Here is a 12,671-nt window from a genome sequence, read left to right as displayed (position 1 = left end):
CGCGCATTCCGCAGAACAAGCAGGAGACAGCAATGATTCAACGGCTACTGGGAAAGCTGTATGTCCAGGTATTGATCGGCGTGACCGCGGGCGTTGCGCTCGGCGTGTGGGCGCCAGATATCGGCAGCAGCCTGAAGCCGCTTGGTGACGTGTTCATCAAGCTGATCAAGATGGTGTTCGCACCGATCATCTTCGCTACCGTGGTGCTGGGCATCGCCCGCATGGAGAACATGAAGGAGTTGGGCCGCGTCGGCGTACGCGCCCTGCTCTACTTCGAACTGCTGTCCACGTTTGCGCTGGCGCTCGGCCTGATCGTCGTGAACGTGGTCCAGCCCGGTGCCGGCATGAATGTCGATGCCTCGCACCTCGACGCCAAGGCGATCGCCAGCTACACGCACGCCGCCGAGAAGCCGCACACCTTCATCGAGTTCCTGATGAACCTGGTGCCGTCGAGCGTGATCGACGCACTGGCCCGCAACGACATCCTGCAGATCCTGGTGTTCGCCACGCTGTTCGGCATTGCGCTGTCGCATATCGGCGCGCGCGCCAAACCCGTGGTTGATTTCCTGGATTCCTTCACGCACGGCATCTTCACCGTGGTGGGAATGATCATGCGCCTGGCACCGATCGCCGCATTCGGCGCGATGGCCTTCACCGTGGGCAAGTACGGCCTCGGTTCGGTGGTCTCGCTCGGCAAGCTGATGGGCACGATGTACCTCACCTGCTTCCTGTTCGTCGTGATCGTGCTCGGCGGTGTTGCACGCGTGTCGGGATTCAGCCTGTGGAAGTTCCTCAAGTACATCCGCGATGAACTGTTCACGGTGCTCGGCACCAGCTCGTCGGAATCCGTGGTGCCGCAACTCATGCGCAAGCTGGAGAACGCCGGCGTATCCAAACCGGTTGTCGGACTCGTGGTGCCATCCGGCCTGACCTTCAACCCGGATGGCCAGTGCATCTACTACACCATGGCCGCCATCTTCATCGCGCAGGCCACGAATACGCCGCTGACGCTGATGGACCAGTTGGTCGTGCTCGGGGTGCTGCTCCTGACGTCCAAGGGTTCGGCGGGCGTGACCGGGTCTGGCTTCATCACGCTGGCTGCCACCCTCGCCTCGCTCGGCAAGATCCCTGTGGCCGGCATGGTGCTGCTGCTTGGCGTGGACCGCTTCATGTCGGAAGCGCGCGCCATCACCAACACGATCGGCAACGCGGTGGGCACCCTCGCCATTGCGCGCTGGGTCGGCGCGGTGGACCAGCAGCAACTTCAGGATGCGCTGGACGGCAAGGTCGTCGACGAGGTGTTGACCACGGACGAGCAGCCCGAAGCCACGGCGATCGGCACCCGCATGACCCGCGTCGCGGATGCGCACGCCGGACTCCAGCACTGAAATGACGGGACTGACCATGGATGCCCTGCAGGCCCGTTCGCTGCTCCAGAACATGTTCCACGCCGCCATCGACGCCGCCCAGCCTTCGCTGACGCTCGCCGCCCACCTGCCCGAGCGGCCGCGTGGCCGCACGCTGGTGATCGGCGCCGGCAAGGCCTCCGCGGCCATGGCCAGCGCCTTCGAGGCGGCCTGGCCGTGGCCGGTCGAAGGACTCGTGGTGACCCGCTACGGTTACGCGGTGCCGTGCGAGCGCATCGAGATCATCGAAGCCGCGCACCCGGTGCCCGATGCGGCCGGCTTCCTGGCAGCGCGCCGCATGCTCGACATGGTATCGGGCCTGACCGAAGACGATCTCGTGATCTGCCTGGTGTCGGGTGGCGGTTCTTCGCTGCTGCCGTTGCCGCTGGCCGGCGTATCGCTGGAGGACAAGCAGGCGATCAACCGCGCGCTGCTCGCCTCGGGCGCCACGATCACGGAAATGAACTGCGTGCGGCGCCACCTCTCCGCGATCAAGGGCGGCAGGCTCGCGGCAGCGTGCCATCCGGCGCGCGTCTGCAACCTGCTGCTGTCCGACGTACCCGGCGACAACCCGATCGATATTGCCTCCGGACCGACAGTGGCCGACCCCACCACGCGTGACGACGCCATCAACATCATTCGGCGCTACGGCATCGACGTGCCGCGCCATGTGCGCGACGCACTGGCCTCCGAAGCGGCGGAGACCATCAAGCCCGGCGACCCGCGCCTGCCGCGCATGCAGACCGCATTGATCGCTACGCCTCGCCTGGCGCTGCAGGCAGCCGCGCGCGTCGCCCGGGACGCAGGCCTGCCCGTGTTCATGCTCGGCGACGCCATCGAGGGCGAGGCGCGCGATGTCGGCAAGGTGCTTGGCGGTATCGCGCTTGAAGTCGCGAACCATGACCAGCCGTTTCCCGCGCCGTGCGTGCTGCTCTCGGGCGGCGAGACGACCGTGACGGTGCGCGGCAAAGGCCGCGGCGGACGCAACGTCGAATACCTGCTGTCGCTCGCGCTCACGTTGCGCGGCAAGGCCGGCGTCTATGCGCTCGCGGGCGATACCGACGGCGTGGACGGGCAGGAGGAAATCGCCGGCGCCATCGTCACGCCCGACACGCTGCAGCGCGCATGGCAACTCGGCATCCGCCCCCAGGACGCGCTCGCCGCCAATGACGGCCACGGCTTCTTCGAAGCGCTCGGCGACGCCGTCGTCACGGGCCCCACCATGACCAATGTCAACGATTTCCGCGCGATCCTGATCGCGCGCTGAACAGGAGTAAAGCATGAGACGCCTTCGCAACGCCAAGATCGTGGCCACGCTGGGACCTGCCAGCACCGCGCCCGAGATCATCGACGCGCTGTTCGAGGCCGGCGCCGATGTGTTCCGGCTCAATTTCAGCCATGGCAGCCATGAAGACCACAAGCAGCGCCTGGACAGCATCCGCGCCATTGAACGCGAACGGGGCCGGCCGATCGGCGTGCTGCTGGACCTGCAGGGCCCCAAGCTGCGCATCGGCACGTTCGCCGATGGCCCCGTGCAACTCGCCGCGCAGGCGCCGTTCCGCCTTGACCTCGACACCGCCCTGCCCGGCTCGCAGACCCGCGTGAGCCTGCCGCACCCCGAGATCTTCGCCGCGCTGCGCCAAGGCACCGAACTGCTGCTCGACGACGGCAAGATCCGCCTGCGCGTGGACCAGTGCGGCCCCGACTTCGCGCTGACGACGGTGATCAATGGTGGCGCGCTGTCGGATCGCAAGGGGGTAAATGTACCGGGCGTAGTCCTGCCGCTGTCGGCGATGACCGAGAAGGACAGGCGCGACCTGGACTTCGGCCTGGCACTCGGCGTGGACTGGATCGCGCTGTCGTTCGTGCAGCGGCCCGAGGACATTCAGGAGATCAAGGAAATCGTCCAGGACCGGGCCGGTATCGTCGCCAAGCTCGAAAAGCCCGCGGCGATCCAGAGCCTGGAAGCCATCGTTGCCGAAGCGGATGCGGTCATGGTCGCGCGGGGCGACCTGGGCGTGGAAATGCCCGCCGAACTTGTGCCCTCGCTGCAAAAGCAGATCGTGCGGGCCTGCCGCAAGGCCGGCAAGCCCGTGATCGTGGCCACGCAGATGCTCGAATCGATGATCTCCGCGCCGGTGCCGACCCGCGCCGAAGCGTCGGACGTGGCCACGGCGGTCTATGACGGCGCCGATGCCGTGATGCTGTCGGCCGAATCGGCTTCCGGCCGCTACCCGGTGGAAGCCGTGACGATGATGGACAGCATCATTACGCGCACGGAATCGGACCCGCTGTACCACGACGCCATCCAGGCTTCACATACGCCGCCACGGGCCGAGGCTGCCGATGCAATCGGCTACGCCATCCGCCATGTCGCTGGCCTGCTCAAGGTACCGGCAACCGTCGCCTACACCAGTTCAGGCTACTCGGCCCTGCGCATGGCGCGCGAGCGCCCGGAAGTGCCGATCCTCGGCATGACGCCGCGCGTGGCCACAGCAAGGCGGCTGGCGCTGGCCTGGGGCGTGCATGCCGTGCTGTGCCACGAAGTGGTGGACGTGATCGAGATGACCGAGCTTGCGAGCCGCACCGTGCTGCAGGAGCGCTTCGGTCAGCGCGGCGAATCGATCGTCATTTCAGCGGGGCTGCCATTCACGGTCGCCGGAACCACCAACCTGCTCCGTATCGCGCAGGTTCAATAAGCATCAGTTCCACAAGGCAAAGGACAAAGGACATGTCACTGATCCAGGAAGTGCGGGGCTACGAGATCCTCGATTCGCGCGGCAACCCTACCGTGGCGGCCCAGGTAATGCTCGCCGACGGTTCGAGCGGCTTTGCCGCCGCGCCGTCCGGCGCCTCGACCGGCTCGCGCGAAGCGATCGAGCTGCGCGACGGCGACCGCGCACGCTATTTCGGCAAGGGCGTGCGCAAGGCAGTCGGGCATATCAATGCCGATATCGGCCGCGCGCTTGCCGGCATGCCCGCCGCGAACCAGGCCGAGCTCGATGCGTGCCTGATCCGCCTGGACGGCACACCCGACAAGTCCCGGCTTGGCGCCAATGCCTTGCTGGCCGTATCGCTGGCGAGCGCGCGAGCCGCTGCCGTCTCGGCAGGCGTGCCGCTCTACCGCAGCATCGGCGACCGTGAACGCGCGACGCGGCTGCCGCTGCCCATGATGAACATCATCAACGGCGGTGCGCACGCGGACAACAGCGTCGACATGCAGGAATTCATGATCCTGCCGGTCGGCGCCGCGACCTTCTCCGAGGCTGTCCGCTGGGGCGCGGAGGTCTTCCATACGCTCAAGTCCGTGCTGAAGCAACGCGGCATGTCCACCGCCGTTGGCGACGAAGGCGGCTTCGCGCCGGACCTGCGCAGCAACGAGCAGGCGCTGGAAGTGATCATGCTCGCCATCGAAGCCGCTGGCTTCAAACCCGGCCGCGACATCGCCCTGGGCCTGGATGTGGCGAGCTCGGAGTTCTATCGCGACGGCTTCTACGCGCTGCGCTCCGAAGGCCGGGCCTACGACGCCGGCGACTTCGTAAACCTGCTCGCCAAATGGACGCGCCAGTACCCGATCGTCACGATCGAGGACGGCATGGCCGAAGGCGACTGGATGGGTTGGAAGCTGCTGACCAGCAAGCTCGGCGCGCAGGTGCAGCTCGTCGGCGACGACCTGTTTGTCACCAACACGGCGATCCTGCAGGAAGGCATCGAGCGCGGCGCAGCCAATGCCATCCTGATCAAACCCAACCAGATCGGCACGCTTACCGAGACGCTGGACGCCATCGACCTTGCCGAGAAGGCCGGCTATGCATCGGTGATCTCGCACCGCTCCGGCGAGACCGAAGACACCACCATCGCCGACCTCAGCGTCTGCACGGCCGCCACCCAGATCAAGACCGGCTCGCTGAGCCGATCCGATCGCGTCGCCAAGTACAACCGGCTCTTGTACATCGAGGCGGAACTGGGCTGCGCCGTGACGTTCGCGGGGCGCGCGGCGCTATCGGTGCCGGCCTGACCGCGATCCCGTCAATCAGACTTACCCAAAAGCAAAGCCATAACCATAACCATCACAACCGGAGACAGCCAATGCGCACTTCCCTTGCTTTGCGGAACATCCTTCGCCTTTCGGCCCTGACGGTCGGGTTCGCCGTGTCTTCGGCAGCGCTATCGCAGGAATGGCCCGCGCGGCCGATCAGCCTGGTGGTGCCGTTCCCGTCTGGCGGCACGACCGACGTGCTGGCGCGCGCGCTCGGCGACCAGTTGTCGAAGAACCTCGGGCAGCCCGTCATCGTCGAGAACCGGCCCGGCGCCGGCGCGACGGTTGGCGCGGACTACGTGGCCAAGGCGAAGCCGGACGGTTACACGCTGCTGATGGGCGCCGTGCACCACACGATTGCAACCAGCGTCTACAAGAAGCTGCCTTACAGTTTCCAGAAGGATCTGGCGCCGGTCGCAACGGTCGCAATGGTCCCGAACGTGCTGGTCATCAATGCGGCCAGGACGCCGGCGAAGAACGTTGCGGAACTGGTCGCATTGGCGAAGAAGTCGCCCACGGAGTTTGCGTATGGTTCCAATGGCAACGGCACGGCGCAGCACCTGATTGGCACGCAATTCCAGGCGGTAACGGGTGCACCGTTGCTGCATGTGCCTTACAAGGGCAGCGGTCCGCTGACGACGGATCTGCTGGGTGGACAGGTCACGATGTCGTTCGATACGCTGACCACGGTGCTGCCCCATATCAAGGCCGGCAAGCTCAAAGCCCTGGCGGTGACGACGGCAAAGCGATCCAGCGTGCTTCCCGACGTACCGACGCTCGAAGAATCCGGGCTGAAGGGCTTTGATATCGGCACGTGGTTCGGCGTACTGGCCCCTGCTGCCACGCCGAAGCCGATCGTGTCCAGGCTCAGCGCCGAAATCGTGAAGATCGTGAGATCGCAGGACTTCCAGCAGCGCATGCTGGCCGCTGGCGCGGAACCCATGGCGGGCACGTCCGACGAGTTCGCCCGCCGCATCAACGATGAAACGGTCAAGTTCGCGAAGCTGGTGAAAGACGGGAAGGTAGCGATCGAGTAATCCCGTCCAGTTCCAGCTCCAGTTCGCCTCAGTCGCTGGCCGTAAATCCGGACGCCTCGACCACGGGCTTCCACTGCGCACGCTGCGCCTGAATCATCTTGCGCAGCGCTGCGCCGGACTGGCCGTTCATCTCCATGCCCAGTGCGGCCATCTTGTCGCGCACGTCTGGCGTCCGGATCGCCTCGAGCATCGCCTTTTCCAGTCGCCCCACCGTCTCGGCAGGCGTGCCGGCAGCCACGAAGGCCGAGTACCAGCCCGATGCCGATTCAAAGCCCGGCGCACCGGATTCCGCGAGCGTTGGCACGTCTGGCAGCAGCGACGTGCGCTTTGTGCCAGTAACGCCGAGGAAGCGGATCTTGCCAGCCCGGTACAGCTCCATCTGCCCGCCAACGGCATCGATGCCGAGCGGCAGCGTGCCGCCGATCTCGTCGGTCAGCATCATCACCGCGCCCCGGTAAGCCGTCGGCAGCAGCGGCACGCCGATTTCCTTGCCCAGCGTCAGCACACCGAAGTGAATGGTGCCGCCAAGCGTGACCAGCCCGACGCCGCCCTTGGATGGCTGGCGCTTCACCCACGCCAGGTACTCCTGCATGGTGCGATAAGGCTGGTTCGCGCCGGTCGACGCGACCAGCGGCACATCGGCGAGATAGGCAACGGGAACCAGGTCCTTGTCAGGATCGTAGGGCAGTTGCTTGTAGGTCAGCGGAAAGATCGTGAACGGCGGTGCGGGCGAGATCAGGATGGTCTTTCCATCGGCAGCCGAGCGCCTGACGGTATCCAGCGCGAGCCTTGCCGATGCGCCAGGACGATTCTCGACCACCACCGGCGTGTTCAGGGACACGCGCAGCTTCTCCGCCAGGGTGCGCGCGAAGATGTCGAGCGCGCCGCCGGCGGCGAAGCCGACCACGATACGCGTGGGCGTATCGCTGCCGGCCGCCTGCACCGCAGTGGGAACAACGCTGACCCCGATGGCCACGCCTAGCGTGACCACCAGGCGCTTCAGGATGATTCGGAACGGCATATGGGCTCCTTGTGCAGATGGCGGCCGCTCAGGCGGCCTGCAACGTGGTGTCGGCTTCGAGCGGATAGATCGGGCGCCGCAGGTTGCGGAACGGGAACTGGCTGTAATCGGAACTGCAGACGCCCGGGCCGGCCACCAGCACGATGTCCTTCGCGATCGGCTCGAACCCTGCGCGGAAGTGCTGGCGCGATTTGATCAGCACGTACTTGCGGCGCGACAGGTCGATGCCTGCGTGCGTGAACACGCCCGTATCGAACGGCTCCTGCGGCTTCTCGCAGACGACAACGAGCGTGCCGTCGACGTCGAGCACGGCGGTGCGGCCGAGACTCAGCTTCATGCCGGTGAACATCGGCCCGGTCACCTGGTAGTTGCCATCCGTAATGCACTGCACGCGACCGGTCAGCGTCAACGGGCGGCCCTTCAGCCCCAGCGCCGGCATATCGGTCTTGCCGCCGATGTCCAGCGTCACGGTGCTGCCGACGCCGGCATCGATCAGTTGTGCCACTGCGGCAGGGTCCCAGAACGGTCCCGCCACCACGCCTTGCAGCCCTTGCCGGAGCACTTCGCCTAGTACTGTCATCTCATCGGTCGGACCACCCGCGCCGCAGTTGTCGCCGTGGTCGACAAGGATCACCGGCCCCGCTTCCGCCGTGCGCGCCCGCGCGATCGAGTCCTGCATCGGCTCGATCGGGAATACGAAATCGGCGCGGCGTTCCCAGGCCATGTGACACAGGTCATCGAGTAATCGGCGCGCGGCATCGGTATGCCCTGCATCGGCGACGATCACGACGGTCAGCCCCGTATGCGGGATGTCAGCCAGCGGGAAGCCGCCGAAGACCGACGCATTCAGCACCTCGCCGTCGCGCTCGGCGGCCATGGCGCGGTCCATGATGTCCTTCATCGGCTGCTCGCGCGGTGTCTGACGCAGCATGTGCGTGAGCATCGGCAGCGTGCGCCACAGCATGACGGGCCTGGCTTCGCCGCGCAGCGCGGTCATCAGCGTGCGTGCCGCGCGCGCGCCGGTTTCGTAGACGTCCACGTGCGGATAGGTGCAATAGCCCGCGATGACCGTGGCGTTCTCGATCAGCGCGGCACTGAAGTTCGCGTGGAAATCGAGCGAGACGGCAATGGGCACGTCCGGCGCGACGGCCCGGATGCGGGCGAGCAGTTCGCCTTCGGCATCGGGAAAGCCTTCTGCGACCATCGCGCCGTGCAGGTCGAGCATGACGGCATCGCAACCTTCGCGCACCGCATCGACGATGATGGCCGCCATCGACTCGAACGCGTCGGCCGTGACCACGCCGCTCGGCACGGCGTTGGCCATCAGCGGCATCACGAACTCGTCGCCCTGCTTCTCGACCAGGTCAATGAATGCGGCCGCTGCGCTGTTGGTGCCGCGGCATGCGCGCACCGCGTCTTCGCCGCGCAGCGGACCGTCGGTCGTGCTGCCGCGGTTGAATGCGCGCAGCGGCGTGGGGATCGGCGAAAAGGTATTGGTTTCATGCCGCATCAGGGCAATGACAAAGCGCATGGCAAAAACTCCGGTACGGGCGAGACGTCAGTTGGATTCGAGATCGACCGTGCGGGCGATGGCGCCATAGCGCAGCGTCTCGCCGTGCAGGAAGCGCTTGCTCTCGGCGGGCGGCGTCAGCACGGACTCGTAGGCCAGCGTCTGCAGCCGTGCCTGGAAATCCGGCTCCTGGACACTGGCCTTCACTTCCTTGTAGAGGCGGTCGATGGTGTCGGCCGGCGTGCCGGCCTTGACCACGAGCGCCAGGTTGGCGCGGATCTGCAGCGCATCCTTGTCGTCCGGCTTCTGCAGTTCCAGGTTCGGGAACTGCGCCACGGGCTTGCCCTGCAGCGCTGCCAGCGGCTTGGCCTTGCCTTCGGTCACATAGCTGATGGAGGACCCGATCACGTCGACGTGCGCGTAGGTCTGGCCGCCGATCAGGTCCGACATGGCCGGCGGCGAGCCGCGATACGGCACGATGGTGAAGTCGAGTCCGTTGCGGCGCTTCCAGTCCGCCAGCCCCAGGTGCGCGGCGCCCGCCACCGTATTGATGCTGATGGAAACCTTGCCCGGGTGCTTGCGGATATAGGCCGTCAGTTCGGACAGGTTCATCTCCTTGCGGTCGGCGCGCGCAATGATCCAGTGCGGCACGGTACTGACGATCGTGACCGGCGTGAAGTCGGTGTCCGGGCGGTAGCGCAGGCCCTTGATCGTGTGCGGATTGATATTGAGCGTGCCGTCGCTCGCGAGCAGCAGCGTATTGCCATCCGCTTTCTCCTTCAGCACGGACATGGCACCCGGCACCGTGGCGCCGCCGGCGATGTTCTCGACCACCACGGGCTGGCCCAGGCGCTGCTCGAGCTTGCGCGCCAGCGTGCGGCCGACGATGTCGTACGAGCCACCGGCCGGGAACGGCACCACGAGGCGCAGTGGCCGGTCGGGCCACGCGGCGGCTGTGGCGCACGTGGTGGCAATCACGGCTGCGCCGGCGAAAGCCACGCGGAGGATGGCGGAAAGCCTGCTCGTTCGAATCATCGGTCTCCTTCCGAGGTCTCGGTGCCTCGTCTGTGTGTTGCAGATGCGGCCGACTATAGGGGATCTTGCCCTGCACCAAAAGCGAATTAAAATCGCATCATATTGAGTAAATGGTTAACTTACCGAGCAGGCCCCGCCATGGCATCTACCCCCACCGCTGACGCGCTTGAATCCGCGAGCTTTCCGCTGAGCCGCCTGAAGCTGCGGCATCTGCGCATCATCGTCGCGCTGGGCGAGATGCAGACCGCGGCGTCGGTCGCGGCGCGGTTTCATGTGAGCCCGGCTGCCGTGTCGAAGACGCTTGCCGAAATCGAGGACATCGTCGGCATGCCGCTGTTCGTGCGCGGACGCCGCGGGCTGGAACTGACAGAAGCGGGCCGCGAACTCGCGGCGCATGGTCAGGTGCTGCTCACGCAGCTCGGCCGGCTCGCGGAATCCATGCAGGCGGTACGCGCCGGGAACCAGGGCGAACTGAGGGTGGCGTTCCGGACCATGTCGGTGCAGCCGTTCCTGGCGCAGGCGATGAGCGACTTCTACCGCGACAATCCGCGCGTCGAGATCAGCGTGATCGAAGGCGGCATTGGCGAGCTGACCGAGCAGTTGCTGCAAGGCTCGCTGGACCTGCTGTTCGCTTACGACGATCCGCGCCTGTCGCGGCCTGCGCTGCGCAGCACGCCTGTCGTGCCCGCGCAGAAGGTCGTGATCGTCGCCAGCCCGGACCATCCCTTGCTGGCGCGCCGCAAGCTCACGGCGCAGGCGTTGTCCGAACAGCAGTGGTGTATTCCGGCTGCAGGCTCGCGCATGCTGCACCTGCTGCACACGGCCTTTCATGCGCTCGGTGCGCCGGGGCCGTCGCAGGGCATCCGCACGAGCGACGTCGCCGCCACCGCCAGCCTGATGCAGACCGGGCACTACCTGTCAGTGTTTCCGGAGCGCATCGCCGCGCAGTTGGCCTCGGCCAAGGTGGCGCGCGTGCTGCGCTTCGAACTCGACAGCCGGGTCGAGCCGGTGGTGGCGGTATGGAACGGCGAGATCACGCCCCGTACCGCCGCGGAGCGTTTTCGCGATTTCGTGCTGCAGCGGGCCACACAGGATGCCCTGCGCGATGCGGAGCCGCTGCTGGCGGCCCGCGCGGTGGCAGCGGCTGGCCTGGCGCCGCGCCGCGGCAAGGACTAGCGGGCTGGCCGACGCGAGCGTCCCGAAGATCAGAAGATGTGCTTGATGCCGAGCATCACGCCCGCCTGCGAAGCACCGGGAGGCGGGGCTGCCGCGCCATCGACCGCCACGGCCGACTGGCCGCTGTTGTCGACGTAGCCGACGGTCCCATACACCGATGTGCGCTTCGAGAAGGCATAGGTACCGCGCAGTGCGTACAGCATGGCCTTGTTATCGCTGTGGTGGAAGCGCAGCGAATAGACCTGCCCGGCGACGTTAAAGGCCGGCGTGACATCGTAGGAACCGCCGACGTACAAGAGATCGCTGCGCGGCGTGGCGCTGCCTTCATTGTCGCGCCGGATAACGCCGGCGCCGATCTTGGCGCGGTTGGCAAGAATGGCATAGCCCGTGACCGTCGCGCGCCTGTCGGTCAGGCCGCTGTTCGTCAGCCCGCCGAACGCGCCCGGCCCGCCGCGGTTTTCATCGTACGCTGCGGCCACGCCCCACCAGTCGGTCTGGTACTGCAGCAATGCCGACCATTCACGGCAGGCTCGCTTGTCGGCAGCGTTCTCGCCCGCGCAATTGGTTCCGGCGGGGCTGGGTCCCGCGCTGACGGTGTCGCGGCCAAAACTGTAGGTCGCACCGACGGTCAGTCCGCCGAACGTGCCCTTGTACGAGACGGCATTGTCCGCGCGCCCGAACGTCATGTAGTTGTCCAGGCTTGCGGAGCCGAAGATGTTCGGACCCAGGATGTCGGAATCGAGGTAGGACCAGAACAACATCGTGTTCTGGCGCCCGAAGGCGATCTGGCCCCAACGGCCTGACAGGCCGACGAAGGCCTGCCGGCCAAACAGGCGGCCACCCATCGAGGATGTTCCGCTGTCAGGGAAGAAGCCGGATTCCAGTACGAATATGCTCTTCAGGCCGCCGCCGAGGTCTTCGGTTCCGCGCAGGCCCCAGCGGGAGGGGACCATGCCGGTGTTGCCCATCAGGCGGACAACGCTGTCCTTGGCTGCGCCGATGTTGTTGACGTACTCGACGCCGGTGTCGACGACACCGTACAGCGTTACGGATTGTGCGGCTGCCAGGCCTGGCAGCAAGGCTGCGGCTGCGGCGATGCGCTTGATCGATTTCATCGGGGTCTTGGCTCCTCCTGCCCTGCTCTTCATGTTTGCTTTTTCCCTGGTTGTTGCGGACGTGTCATGTCTTCTTTTTTGAATGACGTGCGATTCGCTATGATTTCGTCCGTTTGTGGAATTTCGTTCAAATCGATGGTATTGGGCAAGCGATTAAATTTAATTGATTTATGAGGATTTCTTGTTCTGATTTTTCTCTTTAAAAAAAACCGCGGTCAACTCATGCGGTTATACACAATTGTCCCCATCATCGACGGCTCGTAATCCTCGCAGAGTCTTCGCGGCGACATGAACTTCTTTCAGGCCAAGCCAAATCGTCTTCACGCCGGGCT

Annotated in this window: 10 protein-coding genes; 6 read left to right on the top strand and 4 right to left on the bottom strand. The window is 65.8% G+C overall.

Annotated elements, in window-relative coordinates; all coding sequences use genetic code 11:
* Nucleotides 1–32: 32 nt before the first annotated feature.
* From KHO41_RS37570 to KHO41_RS37550, 5 genes are all read left to right on the top strand, one after another.
* Nucleotides 33–1,388 (top strand): dicarboxylate/amino acid:cation symporter, encoded by a 1,356-nt coding sequence (locus tag KHO41_RS37570; RefSeq protein WP_211958299.1) that lies wholly within the window; start codon nucleotides 33–35, stop codon nucleotides 1,386–1,388.
* Nucleotide 1,389: 1 nt separating this feature from the next.
* Complete coding sequence (locus KHO41_RS37565; protein ID WP_244874215.1) at nucleotides 1,390–2,673, top strand: glycerate kinase type-2 family protein; 1,284 nt, start codon at nucleotides 1,390–1,392, stop codon at nucleotides 2,671–2,673.
* A 13-nt stretch (nucleotides 2,674–2,686) separates the two neighbouring features.
* Nucleotides 2,687–4,105: a pyruvate kinase gene (pyk, locus tag KHO41_RS37560; protein WP_211958298.1), complete on the top strand. Its 1,419-nt coding sequence runs from the start codon at nucleotides 2,687–2,689 to the stop codon at nucleotides 4,103–4,105.
* 32 nt (nucleotides 4,106–4,137) lie between these two features.
* A complete protein-coding gene (gene eno / locus KHO41_RS37555) occupies nucleotides 4,138–5,424 on the top strand; it encodes a phosphopyruvate hydratase (protein WP_211958297.1) in 1,287 nt (428 codons plus the stop codon).
* Nucleotides 5,425–5,495: 71 nt separating this feature from the next.
* The gene (locus KHO41_RS37550; protein ID WP_211958296.1) at nucleotides 5,496–6,482 is read left to right on the top strand and encodes a Bug family tripartite tricarboxylate transporter substrate binding protein; all 987 of its coding nucleotides are present in this window, start codon (nucleotides 5,496–5,498) and stop codon (nucleotides 6,480–6,482) included.
* A 28-nt stretch (nucleotides 6,483–6,510) separates the two neighbouring features.
* Here the strand turns inward: KHO41_RS37550 and KHO41_RS37545 are convergent, their stop codons facing one another.
* Genes KHO41_RS37545 through KHO41_RS37535 form a run of 3 tightly spaced genes read right to left on the bottom strand, consistent with a single transcriptional unit; the run spans nucleotide 6,511 to nucleotide 10,048 of the window.
* The gene (locus tag KHO41_RS37545) at nucleotides 6,511–7,503 is read right to left on the bottom strand and encodes a tripartite tricarboxylate transporter substrate-binding protein (RefSeq protein WP_211958295.1); all 993 of its coding nucleotides are present in this window, start codon (nucleotides 7,501–7,503) and stop codon (nucleotides 6,511–6,513) included.
* Nucleotides 7,504–7,531: 28 nt separating this feature from the next.
* Nucleotides 7,532–9,034: a M81 family metallopeptidase gene (locus tag KHO41_RS37540; protein WP_211958294.1), complete on the bottom strand. Its 1,503-nt coding sequence runs from the start codon at nucleotides 9,032–9,034 to the stop codon at nucleotides 7,532–7,534.
* Nucleotides 9,035–9,061: 27 nt separating this feature from the next.
* A complete protein-coding gene (locus tag KHO41_RS37535) occupies nucleotides 9,062–10,048 on the bottom strand; it encodes a Bug family tripartite tricarboxylate transporter substrate binding protein (RefSeq protein WP_211958293.1) in 987 nt (328 codons plus the stop codon).
* A 138-nt stretch (nucleotides 10,049–10,186) separates the two neighbouring features.
* Here KHO41_RS37535 and KHO41_RS37530 point away from each other — a divergent pair, with 138 nt between their 5' ends.
* Entirely contained in the window at nucleotides 10,187–11,224 is a 1,038-nt protein-coding gene (locus KHO41_RS37530; protein WP_211958292.1) for a LysR family transcriptional regulator, read from the top strand.
* Between the two features lie 29 nt (nucleotides 11,225–11,253).
* On the opposite strand, the gene KHO41_RS37525 is transcribed toward KHO41_RS37530, so the two are convergent.
* On the bottom strand, nucleotides 11,254–12,339 hold the full coding sequence (locus KHO41_RS37525) for a porin (protein ID WP_211958291.1): 1,086 nt from the start codon (nucleotides 12,337–12,339) through the stop codon (nucleotides 11,254–11,256).
* Nucleotides 12,340–12,671: the final 332 nt, after the last annotated feature.

The sequence above is a fragment of the Cupriavidus numazuensis genome, assembly GCF_905397435.1.
GTDB lineage: Bacteria > Pseudomonadota > Gammaproteobacteria > Burkholderiales > Burkholderiaceae > Cupriavidus > Cupriavidus numazuensis.
The sequence above is the reverse complement of the archived record's forward strand: the minus strand, read 5'-3'. Positions and strand labels throughout refer to the sequence as shown.